Origin of the sequence: Chryseobacterium gregarium DSM 19109, from assembly GCF_000430845.1 — a bacterium.
Taxonomy (GTDB): Bacteria; Bacteroidota; Bacteroidia; order Flavobacteriales; family Weeksellaceae; genus Chryseobacterium; species Chryseobacterium gregarium.
This window is the reverse complement of record NZ_AUMU01000031.1, coordinates 1-14,843: the sequence shown is the minus strand read 5'-3', so window position 1 is coordinate 14,843 and position 14,843 is coordinate 1. Positions and strand designations below refer to the sequence as shown.

Genomic DNA, 14,843 nt, shown 5'->3' with positions numbered 1-14,843 from the left:
GAACCGGCTTTAGAACTTTTTTTTCAGCACATCCTGGAGAATCTGCTTATCCAGGCTTAGGTCGGCTACCAACTTCTTGAGTTGACTGTTTTCTTCCTCTAATTGACGTAAACGCCGGAGTTCTGTAATCCCCAAACCTCCGAATTTCTTCTTCCAATTGTAGAAAGTGGCCTCACTTATACCCATCTTACGACAAACTTCTTCGACTTTCACTCCTGTCTCAGACTGTTTCAATGCAAAAATAATCTGACTCTCTGTAAATCTGCTCTTTTTCATTAGACTTTTCTTTATTTAAATTTAATTATTTCTCGAAAAATCTCTACTTTTAATTGTTCCAGTTTTTTGGGAGAAGGTCATCAGCAGCTGAATTTTTGAGCGGTCTTTCCCTTTAATGGCTTCCCCGATGATCTCTTCACTCAGCCCGAAACCGTAGAAGGGAGCGGTATCGATAGAAGTCACTCCGTTATCCAAAGAAGCGCGGATCGAATCAATAGAGTCCTGTTTTTCATTTCCGCCCCACATGGTTCCACCGATGGCGAATGCCCCGTGTGTGATTACTGAAAGTTCTACATTGGTATTTCCTAATTTTCTGTATTCCATTTTACTTTAATTTTCATGTTGAAATCATTGTTCACCATTAAACCTTAAAAAGTTAGATATTAAGATTAGTCCTGTTTAAGAAACCTACTTATACAATCCATTGTTTTAGCTTAGTGAATCTTAACTTCTTGATCTTTTAGTGTTTTAATTTTAAATAATGTTGGTCAGATAAATCTGTGGTCTCTCCTGCAGCTTTTCATCAGCCAAAGCCCCGAAAGCCTGAATATAAGGCTGTTGATTATGCTGTTCCAGACCTTCCTGATTTTTCCAGATTTCATAGAAAACAAACTGGTTCTTGTCTTCAATTCCCTGATGAAGTATATACAATTCATTGGCTTCTTCTTTTTGGGTTTCCCTGACCATATTCTGAAGAACCTCCAGAACTTCTGCTCTATACTGTTCTTTTACTTTGATAACGGCTGTAAGATAAATTTTCATAGGTTTAAATATAATGTTCAATAGAGTGGTGTTGCGGTTTCCAATTCAGTTCCGTCCTGGCTTTATCGGAGTTACATAAGCTGTTGGAGGCAAACCCGAAATATCCGCCTGCAGGGCCGAAGGTATTAACGGCTTCCTGGATTGTTACGGATCTTGCCGGTTTCAGGGTATGGCACTCACTGATCTTTCCCGCTAAATTTTTTATGGTTGAAGAGCCGTTTTCTGCATAATACAATGAGCCTGCTTTTGCTTTTTCCAAAGCGAGCACATACAAATCGGCAAGGTCTTCAATATGAACGTTTGACCAGATATTCTCTCCTTTCCCGAAATAAACCCCAAAACCTTTTTCTTTGGAAAGACTAATTAAAGCGGGAAGCTGAATGCTGTCTTTTTTCAGACCCAGACCTTCGCCATAGACCATCGTAGGAACAATCACGATGCTTCTTATATTTTTTCGGGCAGACTGAAGGACATACTGGTTGATGAGTACCCTTGACGACATTTCAAGTCTCGGCTGCAGAGGGATGTCTTCTGTAAAAACAAAATCATTTTTCTCTCCGTTCTCTTTTCCTCCGAAAATTGCAGAACCTGACGTGAATATAAATGTTTTCCCGCTTCCTTTCAGTGCATTAATAATACTGTCGGCCGCATAAGCATCATCAGCGGAATCTGCATTATGAATAACGGCATCCGCATCGGAAATAGCAGATTGTAAAATATTCTCATCATGGATATTCCCCACAATGGTTTCAATTCCGGCCGATTTGAGTGCCTTTACATGAGCTTCATCACGGACCAGTCCGGTCACGGTATAATTTTTATCCAGTAATTTTTTAGCTATGGTTCCGCCGATATATCCGGTAATCCCTGTAATAAGTATCTTTTTCATCAGGTTAAGCCAGTTGCGGTTGTAATTCTTTTTCGAAAACAGATACCAGATGTTCCCTGTAACGTTTCATATCCCGTTCGACATCTGCATTTTTTTCCACATCGTGGAAGTGAAAACCCTCCATCTTGTCTAAGGAAACAAAGGCATTCATTCTGTGAAAACCAAACAACGGCCCGTTATCTACACTGGTTTCGCTGAAAAATTCTCCGGGAAGGGTAAAAGCGGTTTCCGGTGCATTCCAGCTTGTGGTCACCATATATTTTCTTCCGCCGAGCATCCCGCCTGTTCCGTAATTGATTGTGGGATTGTCGGAAGTTCTTCCGTCATTCATGTAAATTCCTTTGGCATGGCCGGCCGTGAATACTTCGTCAATGTATTTTTTCAGACCGTTCGGAAGCTGGAACCACCAGATCGGCGTATGATAAATAATGTAGTCTGCCCAAACGAATTTCTGTACTTCTTCATTTTTATCATAACCCTCACTGATATTCGTAATTTTTATTTCTACGTTTTCGAATTGCTTTAAAACCTGCAAAGTGTTATCTGCAATGGTCTGGTTGTATTTTCCTCCGGAATGCCCGAAATTTTGTCCGCCGTTGATGATGAATACTTTTTTCATTATTATATGAGTGTTTAATTTAATGGTGCAAAGTTATACTCGATTTTTGTATAATAAAAATAATATAAATTATATAGATGTATCAGAATTATAATATATAGATAAGTTTAATTAAACGGTGAAATAGAAAAAGCTGCTCCACATGCAGTGAAACAGCTTTTGTATGGTCAGTTTTCAGAAATTACTTCACTTCCTTTGATGCTCTGATAATGACATCAGCCACCTCCTGAGGATGAGAAATAAATACGGCATGGCTTCCTTTTATTTCAGTGATCTTCGCATTTCCTTTTTTATACATTTTTCTCTGGATAGAAGGGAGAATGGCTTCATCCTGAGTGGCTACGATTCCATATGAAGGTTTTGTTTTCCATGGAGCTTTGGTTACTTTGGCAGCTAATGCTGCTGCTGCAAAACGGCCTTGTGAAGCATACATAAAATCGGTCTGTGCTTTGGGAACATCTGCTGCAAATCCGTCATGGAATTTTTCTTTGTCATAGTAAAGGATTCCTTTTTCATCCGCAGGCAAAATGCCGTTTTTGGGAGATCCCGGTTCTGTTTTTGCCCAATCCAGTGCCGACTCGCCTTCATCCAGCTGGAATGCCGCAAGATATACCAAAGCAGCGACTTTCGGATGATCTCCGGCTTCTGTTATAACACTTCCGCCGTAAGAATGGCCTACGAGAATGGCAGGTCCGTCCTGTCTGTCGAGGGCTGTCTGAGTTGCTTCTACATCATCTGCCAGTGAGCTCAGCGGGTTTTGTACTACGGTAACATGGTAGCCTTTCTTGCTCAAAATGTCGTATACACCTCTATAGCCTGATCCGTCTACAAAAGCACCGTGCACCAGCACAACATTTTTAATCATTGGTGATTGAGCGGATGCAGAGATTCCGCCTAGCAGCATAAAGAAAAGGAATAAGATTGATCCGAACGATTTTAAAATTGATGTTTTTTTCATTGTATATATATTTAAGATTAATAATTACTGAATGAATAAACAATTTCCATTTGATACGTTTGAATACATCGACAGTTTTATATAAAGATTTCACTATCTCATTAATCCGGAAAATAAATGGGTTATTACCAATCTTACTTTACCTTGTTTCCGTATCTGGAATTATTTACATGACAAAGGTAGGGTAGTACTACGGACGGGAAAATAGTATAAAGTTGATATTTATTGTACTTTTTTCTTTTATTGGTTCTTTTTCTTGAAAACGGCAGGAGTCAGTCCTGTTTTATTGGTAAATAATCGGTTGAAGTACGCCGGATCATCATATCCCAAATGGTAGGCAATTTCTTTAATCGTATAGTTTGAATAACACAACAGGCGTTTGGCTTCAAGCACAATGCGGTCTTTTATAATATCGTTGGGAGAAGCCAAATTAAGACGGTTGAATTTTGTAGAGAGTGTTTTAGGGGCCATATTCAAAAGATCGGCATAATCGGCAACGCCATGTTTCTTGCGGAAATGGATCTCAACCAGGCGGCTGAAATCTCTGAAAAACTCCATTTCTCTGACAGGCTCTTCGTTAAGCTGTCCCAATTGTTGTTTTTTCCACGCACGGGTAGCTCTTATAATAAGCTGTTTAAGATAGGTCCTGATCATTTCTTCCTGGGAAGATTCTTTAGCAATAAGTTCATTTTTAATATGAAGGTATAAGTTTTCCGTATAGATACATTCTTCGTCTGAAAGCTTTGTCTGGGGAAGGTTGTAAATATTATTGAAAAGGATTCCATCACAGGCTACTTCCGCATCATGGATCTGGATGCAGTAAAAATCTCTGTTGTAATAAATAAAATGTATTTCCTGCTGTTCAGCACTCTTAATTCTTACTTTTTGATGATTGCCTACAAAAAATAATGCCGGAGCATCAGTCCTATATTCATCAAAATCTATCGTGAGATGGCAGGGTTTCGGAAAGAAAAAGATTCTTATGTAATCATTATATTCATCGGTACTGATCTCATCAGATGAGGTTTCATCGATGATAAGATAACCGAACATTTTATGATTGTACTCGTAGTTACTGATGAATTTCATGGTTAGCGGAATATAAGCAGCAGTTGATTAATTATAAAAGCAGGACGAATCCGCTTAAACATTATCATTCTCCCAAACAAATTTATACAATTAAAAATATATGGTTTAATAATTTGATATATATTTAAGTGTCTAAAATTTATACATGTTAGAAAATTTCGAATTTTATCTTTTTTTGGTTCTCCTCATTACCATGCTTATTATGCTGGCAAAAAAAATTCAGGTGGCCTATCCTGTTTTGCTTGTATTGGCGGGACTTTTAATAAGCTTTATTCCCGGAGTACCACCGATTAAAATAGAACCTGAATTAATATTTATCATTTTCTTACCGCCGTTATTGTATGAAGCCGCCTGGTCGGCTTCGTGGAAAGAGCTTTGGCGATGGCGCAGGATTATTTTCAGTTTTGCTTTCGTCGTCGTATTTTTAACCGCATTATCAGTTGCTGTTTTCGCCAATTATTTTATTCCCGGCTTTTCTTTAGCCTTGGGTTTTTTATTGGGGGGAATCGTGTCTCCGCCGGATGCCGTAAGCGCTGGAGCAATTTTAAAATTTGTAAAAGTCCCGAAAAGGCTCGCTTCAATTCTCGAAGGCGAAAGTCTACTAAATGACGCTTCTTCTTTAATCATTTTCCGGTTTGCGATGATTGCTGCGGCAACCGGGCAGTTTGTATGGCACGAAGCAGCAGGAAGTTTTGTGTGGATGTGCATTGGCGGCGTAGGAATCGGGCTGATAATCGCGTATGTTTTTATGAAAATGCACAAAATTTTACCTACCGATTCAAATACCGATATTTTACTGACCTTTATCGCGCCCTTCTCGATGTATCTGGGAGCAGAACAGCTTCATGCTTCCGGAGTGCTGGCGGTGGTGAGTGGCGGGTTGTTTCTTTCCTATCGCAGTCACGATTTTCTGAGCAGTGCCTCCAGGATACGTACAGTAACCGTCTGGGAAAGTTTTTGTTTCTTGCTCAACGGGATTGTTTTCATGCTTATCGGTTTGGATTTGCCCGAAATTGTTTCCGGCTTAGGGGATACTGATATTTATACTGCCATTGGTTATGGAATTGCGGTGACTGCAGTTCTTATTATTGTAAGAGTTTTCGCAGGCTATGCAGCAGTGATTACGACTTTAATCATGAGAAACTTTATCACGGTTGCCGATGCAGAATCTCCCGGCTGGAAGACTCCCATGATCATTGGCTGGACCGGAATGAGAGGCGTGGTGTCTTTAGCGGCAGCACTGTCAATTCCCCTGACTTTAGCTGACGGAACCCCTTTCCCGCAAAGAAATCTGATTCTTTTCATTACATTCGTTGTCATTCTTCTCACATTGCTTGTTCAGGGACTGACGCTTCCTTTTTTATTAAAAAAATTCCCGCCGATAGACCGGGATTTTGTGAGAAGCGAAAAGGAAATAGATTACGAGATTCTGAACAGCCTTGCACAAGTGGCAGTTGATAAAATCCGAAGTGATTATATTCATAAAATAGAAAGTTTCCCGGCGTTGAAAGATCAGTTGCAGAAATATGAAAACCAGTTGAGCAGTTCCGAAATCATTATCAATTACGCTCAATACCGGAATATTTATATTGACATTCTGGAAACCCAGAGGAACTGGCTTATCAATAAAAACCGAGAAGAACTTTTGTTAGATGAAGAAATTATCAGAAAACATCTTCGTTTGCTTGATCTCCAGGAAGAAAAACTGAATATGAAAGGTTAGGAGCTTAAAAATATCGAAATTTAAATTGCAGCTGGTAAGCCCGTTGAATACAATGATATTTTTGCTTTACAGTCTTAAAATACCCATTTTTATTCAACTTTTTATCCTTACTTTTTTATTGTGACCTTTTTATCAGATTCTAAATATTATTATTGTAATTATTTATTAATTTTGTATCAGAATATTGATAATTATAATCATGGTCAATTTAGAATGGTACCGCACTTTCAAAGCAATTTATAAAACCGGAACTTTAACGGGAGCTGCTGATGCCCTGTTTATTTCACAGCCCGGCGTAAGCCTGCACCTGGGTTCTCTGGAAGCATATGTCGGTTATAAGCTCTTTGACAGGACCGGAAGAAAAATGGTTCCCACTGAAAGAGGAAAGGTACTTTTCAACGCTATTTCCGAACCTCTGACAAAGCTGGAGGATGTGGAAAAAAACTTTCAGAAATCTACAGAAAAACATACTCCGACCATCAGTGTGGGAATGTGCTTTGAAACATTCCAGACCACTTTAGAGCAGTACGTTTCTACGTTACCATTTAATTTAATCATCAGTTTCGGAGAATACCCTGAAATGCTAGATCAGCTGGATAAGGGCATTTTAGATTTGATTATTACACCCAAAAAAGGGACATCGCCCAATATTTCGCATGAAGCCTTTTCTTCTGAACAGATTATTCTGGTTGGGGGCAATGGGATTAATACGGAAAGTTTTCGAAAAGTGATCGAAACAAAAGGAATTGAGCATGCTGAAGAATGGCTTAAACAGGAAAAATGGTACGGAACCACAGGGGATATGGAGCATCTTTTCCAGTTCTGGATTCTGAACTTCGGACATAAACCCAATTTTCGTCCGAATTATATTGTTCCTAATTTAAATTCTATTGTCCGTTGCCTGAAAGGAGGAACCGGCCTGGCTGTTGTCCCGGATTTTCTATGTAAGAATGAAATCGGAAACGATGAGATAAAACTGGTCTGGGAAGGGGAGAAAAAATTAGAGAATACATTGTATTTCGGATGCCGTAAAAATACCAGCTACCAGGATGAAATAGCCCATATTAAAAGCCTGTTCAGAAAAGTAATGAGCTGATCTGATTTCTATAAAGTCATATGAATGATAGGATTAGGTTTTCCTGAACCGTCTTTTTCCGATCTTCCATTTGGTGTAAAGCACATCTTTTTATAAAAACCGATGGCCTGCAGATTTTGTTCGTTGACATCAACTTTTGTCAGTTGGGTTTTTTCTTTCATGAATTGATATAGCTCTTTACCGAAATCTTTTCCGCGCGCTTCATGATGTATAAAAAGCATTTCTAAATTTGCTTCTGCTGCAGAGGCGAAGCCTTTGGCTTTATTATTTTCAGTGATCAGATACACTTCAAGATGAGGCAAGTAATCCTTGGGAATCGCTTCTTTGAAATAATTGAAATCTTCTTCTGAAAGGAAATGGTGGGTGGCTTTTACGGCAGATTCCCAGATATCCATAATTTCCGGATAATCATCCGGTGTTGCCAATCTGATCTGATGCTCCATACTATTGAATTTTGACAAAAATAAGAAATCAGATAATAACTGAATACTGTAAATTGCCAGTAAAGAGACGCTAAATAAAATGGGGCAACCAGAAATTCCAAAAATTTATCGTAAATTAGTTAGTATTCACATCAAATAAAAATACTATGCAGAAAAAAATATATGCAGGCCAGCCTGTCATTACATTAAACAACGGGATTGATATTCCGGCTTTGGGTTTGGGAGTCTGGCAGATGGAAGACCTGCAGGAATGCGAAAATGCAGTCATCAAAGCCATCCAAACCGGTTACAGAATGATCGATACCGCTTCGATTTATCAGAATGAAACTGCAGTGGGCAATGCGGTGAAAAACAGCGGTGTAGACCGGGAAGACCTGTTTGTTACTTCAAAATTGTGGGTTCAGGATACTTCATATGACAAAGCGAAAAGCGCTTTTCAGAGAACTCTGGACAGGTTGCAGCTGGATTATCTCGATATGTATCTCATTCACTGGCCTTACTCTGATTTTTTGGATGCCTGGAAAGCGATGGAAGAGCTTTATCACGAAGGGAAAATAAAGTCCATCGGTGTTTGTAATTTCACCGTTGAAAAACTGGAAGAATTAAAGGCAAATTCAAATGTACATCCTGTCATTAACCAAATTGAACTGCATCCTTTGTTCCAGCAAAAAGAGCTTCAGGAATATAACAGAGAAAATAATATCGTTACCCAACCCTGGAGCCCTCTTGGAAACGGAAATGCGGGACTTTTAGATAATGAAGATTTAAAAAATATTGCTGAAAAAAATAATAAAACGGTTGCCCAGGTGATCTTAAGGTGGCATTTGCAGGAAGGGTTCTGCGTGATTCCGAAATCGGTAACGCCATCAAGAATTGAAGAAAACTTCAATGTTTTTGATTTTGAATTATCAGATGATGAAATGAATGTGGTCCGTTCTTTAGATACCGGAAAAAGATTGTTTTTTGATCCAAAAGATCCGGAATGGGAACAGAAGATGCTGAATGCTGTTGCGGATATTTAATGTATTGCACATATAGCATGATAAAACTAAGGAAGCAATAATTATCGCTTCCTTTTTTATTAATTTTAAGTAAAATAATATTATGCTTTTTCCGGATACTATTTCAAAAAAATTAAATATCAAATATCCCATTATTCAGGCTCCGATGTTCGGAGTAAGCACGCCGGAAATGCTTGCAGCAGCAAATCATGCAGGTTGTCTGGGATCTTTGGCTTTGGCTGACCTTTCAGCAGAACAATCGGCTGAACTGATCAGGAAAACGAAAAAACTGACAGACCGGCCTTTTGCGGCCAATATTTTTGTTCATGATATTCCTGAAATTACAGATTCCTTACGGCAGTATTATAGGAAGGTAAAAAATTTTATTGAACAATTTGCTGGCGAAAACAATATACAAGCCAGCCTTCCTGAGCTTAAGGACATTAAATTATATCCTTATCATGAGCAGATAGATGCAGTGATCGGGGAGGATTGCAAAATTCTGAGTTTTACATTTGGAAATCCTGATGATAAAAGCATTCAGAAATTAAAGGAAAACGGCGTTTTGCTGATCGGAACCTGTACCTCTGTTGAAGAAGCCTTAGTTCTCGAAAAATCAGGAATTGATATGATCTGCGTACAGGGAATTGAAGCAGGTGGCCACAGAGGAAGCTTCGAAGCTGAAAATATTCCCCAGATCGGCGGTTTATCTTTATTATCGCAGGTTTCTGATTACGTAAAAGTTCCGTTGATTTATGCAGGCGGAATTTACAATGCTAAAACTTTAAAGGCTTCAAAAGAATTGGGAGCACAGGGTTTTCAGGTAGGAAGCATCTTGTTGGCTTCAAAAGAAAGTGCATTACAGCCTTTTGAAAAAGTATACCTTAAAAATGCCCGGGAAAAAGATATTGTTCTGACTAAAAGTTTTTCCGGCCGTTATGCAAGAGGAATTAAAAATAAATTCATTAAAACATTGGAGTATTCAGAATTTATTCTGCCTTATCCCTATCAGAATAAACTGACCAACGAATTAAGAAAAGTTTCAAAAGCCTTACAAAATCCGGATTTTGTAAACATCTGGGCAGGACAGTCCGTGCATGATTACAATGAACTTTCCACAGAAGATATTTTGAAGAGATTAATTGAAGATTTTGAACTAAAAACTCCTTTCGAATGAAAGGAGTTTTTAGTTTATCCAAAAAAGATTATATTATTTCGTCAGATCCAGCCCGCCAAAATTACCCGAACTCATCATCATGTAAACACCTTGGGTTTTGTCCAGCGTATTCCAGTAGACATGAAGATCTTCGGCATTGGTAAAGACTTTTAAATTTTGATTTTTAAACTTTTCTTTAATCAGATCAGGAGAAATCGGTTCCATTCTTTTAATTTTCAAAGCATCTTCAGAATAGAAAACGATGGCTTCATCCAGACCGTTCATGGCATGATCATATTGTTCTAGGAAAACAGGATTTAAACTTGAATACGTATGAAGCTCAAGAAAGCCGTACTTTTTTTCGTTTTTAAACTGTTCGCAAAAAGCTTTTACCGCAGCTTTTACTTTGCTCGGGGCGTGTGCAAAGTCTTTATACAGGATACCTTTATCTTCTCTTTCCACTTTTTCCAGGCGTTTTGAAGCACCTTTGAAACTCATGATGGCTTCATAGAAATCTTCGTCCATAATTCCCAATGTATGGCAAATATATCGGGCCCCCTCAAGATTCAATAAATTGTGGGCTCCGAAAACCGAAAGCGGAACATCACCCATTTCTGTTTTTAAATGGACTTGACCGTTAATGATTTCGTAATCAGGAGTTGTATAAGGAATTTTTCTGAAATAGTTTTCGGCTGCTTCAACCACTTTTACAACCTCCGGATCTTCTTCGTTGTACACCAAAACGCCACCCGGCGTAATGCTTGCCACAAACTTTCTGAACTGTTCGATATAGTCATCAAATGTTTTGAAAACATTGATATGATCCCAGGCAATTCCGCTCAGCAAAGCAATATTCGGCTGATACAGCAAAAACTTTGATCGCAGGTCAATAGGGGAGGAAAGGTATTCATCACCTTCAAGCACCATAAAGTCATTGTCTTCTGTCAGTTTTACCATACAGTCGAAACCTTCAAGCTGTGCTCCCACCATATAATCAACATCTTTCTGATGGAAATTCAGGACATGAAGAATCATTGAGGTGATCGTGGTTTTCCCGTGGGAACCTGCGATGACCACTCGGGTCTTATTTTTAGACTGCTCGTACAAAAATTCAGGATAAGAATATATTTTTAAACCCAATTCCTTTGCTTTTGCCAGTTCAGGATTATCCTGGTGTGCATGCATTCCAAGGATGACGGCATCAGTATCGAAAGTGATTTTTTCAGGAAACCAACCCATTTCTTCAGGTAGAATTCCTTTATTTTCCAGCCTTGATTTAGATGGTTCGAAAATAGCATCATCTGAACCGGTCACCTGGTATCCTTTATCTTTTAATGCAATCGCTAGGTTATGCATGGCGCTTCCGCCGACAGCAATGAAATGGGTATTCAATGGGATTATTGTTTTTTTACGTTATTACTGATAAGCTCCTGGAAAACATAGGTGATATTGGTCCAGTTTTTTCTGTAGTTAGGCATGATTTCACTCGCATCCGTTTTATTGCCTTCATTCGGGCCTTTTTTCACATTGACAGAAGTTGAAATATGATCATAGATCTTTTGGTGATCTTCCTGGATCTTTCTGAAATTGTTCTGAAAGAGCGTACGTTTTATTCTATTTAAGTCTTCCCGGGAAACCTTAAAATCCTGGTTGTATTTTTTCCCCTGGCCCTCAAAAGAGTAATGTGCATCATAACCTTTGATCAGCAGATTTTCATATATTGGTGCAAAGCCTCCGCTTCTGGAATAGCTGATATCGAAATCCGAATATATCTTCTGGCTGTTGCATGATGCTAATATAAAGAGGGCAAATAAGATTGCTGTTATCCTTTTCATAATCATTTGCTTTAGTTTCCTGATTCCTTTTGTTCTGATTTTTTGGCTTTCAGTTCTTCATCATACTGATGGAGCAGATTGAAATTCTCGGTCTGCTCAATGGCAGTCATAATTTTATTCAGAATTTCCTGCGCATTTTCTTTATCATAATCGATATTAAGAGGCGCTTTGAATTCCATAGTTGGTTTTACACCGGTTACCTTGACACGAAGCCCTTTCTTATCAAAAGCCCTGCGGAACCCGTTGATTTTTATAGGAATTACAATCGGCCGCTGATTTTTTACCAGTTTTGCCGTTCCTCTTCTTCCCTGTGCAAAAGCGGATGTGGTCCCCTGCGGGAAAGTGGCTACCCAGCCGTTATCCAGAGCTTTCATGATATTTTCAACCTCGCTCATATCAACAATCCTGTTGACATTTTTACCCTCGGCCCTCCAGGTTCTTTTAACCGTTACCGCACCGGCAATCTTAAAGATTTTCGGAAGAATTCCTTTATTCATGGTCTCTTCAGCCGCCACGTAATAGAAGTCAATTTTTGGATTTAATAAATAGATCGGATTTTTTATGGTATTCAGGTATCCGTTGTTTACCGAACAGAATGCATGGTACATGGCCGCTACATCTGCGAAATAGGTCTGGTGATTGGATACAAACAGTACATTGGAATCCGGAAGATCCACAAGATGCTCAGTGCCTGTAATTTTTAGTTTGTTAAAGCCGTTAAACCTTCTGTAGGATACAATTCCCAGAATGAAAATAATCAGCCTTTTTAAAAAATAAGGAGTACCGAATGCATCGGTGAAAATATTTTTCTTCGCCATCTCTCAATTAAACACAGTGGTGCAAAGTTACATTTTTTTCAGCAACTGGCTGAATTCGCTTAATATCATTGCGGTAGCACCCCAAATGATATATCCGTTAAAATTAATCACCGGGACTTCTTTTCCTCCTGCGCTTGGCAGTGCCATGATTTCAGGCGTATCGGGAAGGCTTAGGAAGCTGGTGACCGGAAATTCAATGACTTCCACTGCTTCACTCTGCTGCAAAACAAATGCCGGATTTCTGCTGGTATAGGATATATAAGGATAAACATAAAAATTACTGGGCGGAATATAGATCGGAGACATTTCTCTGATGATTCTTATATAATTTTTATCAATCCCGATTTCTTCGGAAGTTTCCCGGATGGCGGTTTCCGCAAAGTTCTGATCCGTTTCCTCACGTTTGCCGCCGGGTAGTGAGATCTGTCCGCTGTGCCGGTCATGTTCATTGATGGTCCTCTGGATCAAAGGGAAGTGCCATTCATCATTTTTAAGATACAGCGCGATATTGACAGCCGCAAATTTTGGATTATTCTTTAAAACGTCTTCATAGGTAAAAACGGGTCGCGAAGGCGGTGAAAAAACACCGTGCGCATTTTCCCCCGGCAGTGATGCACTTTTAATTTTCCTTAATAAATCTTTTCCAAAACTCATGATCCAAATTTAATAATATATTTTGAAGAAATAAGAATGAAGGAGTAATTATATAAGAGATACCTATATAAAAGGATACACTATATATAAGGAATATCCTAAACCGGAATTCTAAAATTAATCTCTGATTTTTTCTTTTGGAGCTAATCCCGCTATCCGCTTATAATCCTCGCGTCGTGCTTTCCGGCTTCAAGGTCTTTTGCTTATCCTTTGCCTGTTGCGGGATAACGGTTTCTATCGGGGCTAGGGTAGTCTGCTATATAATAATGGCATGCATATAAATAAAATTACTACCAATGGTCACTAATCTCCAGTTGCTATCCGGTTTGTTATCTGACAAAGTTTCTTACCATTAATATTATCATGATCTTCCACAGTTATGTTTACAACTATCATCATTATCCCCGCCATAAAAATTCCCTTCCTTTGGAGGGGCGGCAAAAATCCTCTGGATTTTTGCCGGGGTGGTTTTAAGCAAGCCTTATATGTTATTTAATATTTATGGACGATCAAACCTCATAGGTTTTCAAAACCTATGAGGTTTCCATCGAAGTTCGCATTAAAATATTTGATTAAACGGGATTATTTATAACACCGGTGCGGGACGATCCGTAAAGACGACCTTTCAATCATCAGTTAAAATCCATCATGTAATAACCATCACTTAACAATCATTCCGGTAATCCCCATTTCATCATTTATCCTATATATATTGAGGTAAACGCCCTTTTGGCGATTAACAATGATCGGTCAAAAAATTAATCAGTATCAGTATTTAAAAATTAACACTTACAACGACTAATAAAAACCAACTGTTAAACAATATCACTTAGGAATCACTATCAATAATTCTATTTCCCGAGTTATTATATATGGAAGCAAAAACTACCTTGTAATCATCAATCAAAATTACCAGTTACCAATCATCAGTCAATTGCAACTAATTTTTCCATCATTAGCCATCACAACAATCATTATCTAAGAATCATCAGGATAAACCCATTTCCTGCTTCTTCCGATATAACAGGTATGCAGGGCGAGGGTTTTTTACAGGGTTTGTAAGTAATTGCCATTACTTAACCATTATTTAAGATGTGTATGCATGTCTTTCACAACCATTAAATGCCGTAGAACCCCTCACATTATTAAGTCTCCCAATATTGTTAGATGCTTATTTGTTTATTGTGGATAACTCTGATTGGCCTTCTAACGCTAGGTTAATCAATAATATAAGCTATTATTTCCCCACAAAATAGGGTTTGCTATGAATTTTATGTTAAGTATATTTGGAAGGTAATGCAGGAGTTTCTATCTTTGCCCCACTGAAAACGAGAGTATGTCAGTAGCGCAGGAGAGCTTTTAGATAAGCATGGAATTAAAAACTAATCATCTACCTTATAGGATTGCTTCTGGCAATTATATAAGTAACAGATCAGGAGAATGGATCGGATTTTATTTTGGATAAAATTTGTGAGTTTTAAAAAGATTTGTATCTTTGCAGTCCGGTAAAACGGGAAGCGCAGG

At 38.5% G+C, this 14,843-nt stretch carries 14 protein-coding genes and 2 pseudogenes; 4 read left to right on the top strand and 12 right to left on the bottom strand.

The window, feature by feature from the left end; all coding sequences use genetic code 11:
• Window positions 1-15: 15 nt before the first annotated feature.
• The 7 genes and pseudogenes from H561_RS0119925 to H561_RS0119895 form a co-directional block, all read right to left on the bottom strand.
• Window positions 16-276, bottom strand: a pseudogene (locus H561_RS0119925) (transposase); the annotation flags it as partial.
• A 72-nt stretch (window positions 277-348) separates the two neighbouring features.
• Window positions 349-600: pseudogene (locus H561_RS0119920) on the bottom strand (aldo/keto reductase); the annotation flags it as partial.
• Window positions 601-750: 150 nt separating this feature from the next.
• The gene (locus tag H561_RS0119915) at window positions 751-1,038 is read right to left on the bottom strand and encodes a putative quinol monooxygenase (RefSeq protein ID WP_027388576.1); all 288 of its coding nucleotides are present in this window, start codon (window positions 1,036-1,038) and stop codon (window positions 751-753) included.
• A 4-nt stretch (window positions 1,039-1,042) separates the two neighbouring features.
• Window positions 1,043-1,927: an NAD-dependent epimerase/dehydratase family protein gene (locus tag H561_RS0119910; protein WP_027388575.1), complete on the bottom strand. Its 885-nt coding sequence runs from the start codon at window positions 1,925-1,927 to the stop codon at window positions 1,043-1,045.
• Between the two features lie 4 nt (window positions 1,928-1,931).
• Complete coding sequence (locus H561_RS0119905; RefSeq protein WP_027388574.1) at window positions 1,932-2,546, bottom strand: NAD(P)H-dependent oxidoreductase; 615 nt, start codon at window positions 2,544-2,546, stop codon at window positions 1,932-1,934.
• A 181-nt stretch (window positions 2,547-2,727) separates the two neighbouring features.
• Window positions 2,728-3,504, bottom strand: a complete 777-nt coding sequence (locus H561_RS0119900) for an alpha/beta hydrolase (RefSeq protein WP_027388573.1) — start codon at window positions 3,502-3,504, stop codon at window positions 2,728-2,730.
• A gap of 240 nt (window positions 3,505-3,744) precedes the next feature.
• Window positions 3,745-4,593: a helix-turn-helix domain-containing protein gene (locus H561_RS0119895; RefSeq protein WP_027388572.1), complete on the bottom strand. Its 849-nt coding sequence runs from the start codon at window positions 4,591-4,593 to the stop codon at window positions 3,745-3,747.
• A 145-nt stretch (window positions 4,594-4,738) separates the two neighbouring features.
• Between H561_RS0119895 and H561_RS0119890 the strand changes: the two genes are divergently transcribed.
• Window positions 4,739-6,316, top strand: a complete 1,578-nt coding sequence (locus tag H561_RS0119890) for a Na+/H+ antiporter (protein ID WP_027388571.1) — start codon at window positions 4,739-4,741, stop codon at window positions 6,314-6,316.
• A 199-nt stretch (window positions 6,317-6,515) separates the two neighbouring features.
• Window positions 6,516-7,412, top strand: coding sequence for a LysR family transcriptional regulator (locus H561_RS0119885; protein WP_027388570.1), 897 nt, complete (start codon window positions 6,516-6,518; stop codon window positions 7,410-7,412).
• 8 nt (window positions 7,413-7,420) lie between these two features.
• On the opposite strand, the gene H561_RS0119880 is transcribed toward H561_RS0119885, so the two are convergent.
• Window positions 7,421-7,855, bottom strand: a complete 435-nt coding sequence (locus H561_RS0119880) for a GNAT family N-acetyltransferase (RefSeq protein ID WP_027388569.1) — start codon at window positions 7,853-7,855, stop codon at window positions 7,421-7,423.
• Window positions 7,856-8,001: 146 nt separating this feature from the next.
• Between H561_RS0119880 and H561_RS0119875 the strand changes: the two genes are divergently transcribed.
• Both H561_RS0119875 and H561_RS0119870 read left to right on the top strand, forming a co-directional pair.
• Complete coding sequence (locus tag H561_RS0119875) at window positions 8,002-8,877, top strand: aldo/keto reductase (protein WP_027388568.1); 876 nt, start codon at window positions 8,002-8,004, stop codon at window positions 8,875-8,877.
• Between the two features lie 82 nt (window positions 8,878-8,959).
• On the top strand, window positions 8,960-10,033 hold the full coding sequence (locus H561_RS0119870) for an NAD(P)H-dependent flavin oxidoreductase (RefSeq protein WP_027388567.1): 1,074 nt from the start codon (window positions 8,960-8,962) through the stop codon (window positions 10,031-10,033).
• A 33-nt stretch (window positions 10,034-10,066) separates the two neighbouring features.
• Here H561_RS0119870 and H561_RS0119865 read toward each other — a convergent pair whose 3' ends face one another.
• The 4 genes from H561_RS0119865 to H561_RS0119850 are packed head-to-tail and all read right to left on the bottom strand — an operon-like array spanning window position 10,067 to window position 13,319.
• Window positions 10,067-11,404 (bottom strand): UDP-N-acetylmuramate--L-alanine ligase, encoded by a 1,338-nt coding sequence (locus H561_RS0119865; protein ID WP_027388566.1) that lies wholly within the window; start codon window positions 11,402-11,404, stop codon window positions 10,067-10,069.
• Window positions 11,405-11,409: 5 nt separating this feature from the next.
• The gene (locus H561_RS0119860; protein WP_027388565.1) at window positions 11,410-11,847 is read right to left on the bottom strand and encodes a lipoprotein; all 438 of its coding nucleotides are present in this window, start codon (window positions 11,845-11,847) and stop codon (window positions 11,410-11,412) included.
• 11 nt (window positions 11,848-11,858) lie between these two features.
• Window positions 11,859-12,665, bottom strand: a complete 807-nt coding sequence (locus tag H561_RS0119855) for a lysophospholipid acyltransferase family protein (RefSeq protein ID WP_027388564.1) — start codon at window positions 12,663-12,665, stop codon at window positions 11,859-11,861.
• 27 nt (window positions 12,666-12,692) lie between these two features.
• Window positions 12,693-13,319, bottom strand: a complete 627-nt coding sequence (locus H561_RS0119850; protein WP_027388563.1) for an NUDIX hydrolase — start codon at window positions 13,317-13,319, stop codon at window positions 12,693-12,695.
• Window positions 13,320-14,843: the final 1,524 nt, after the last annotated feature.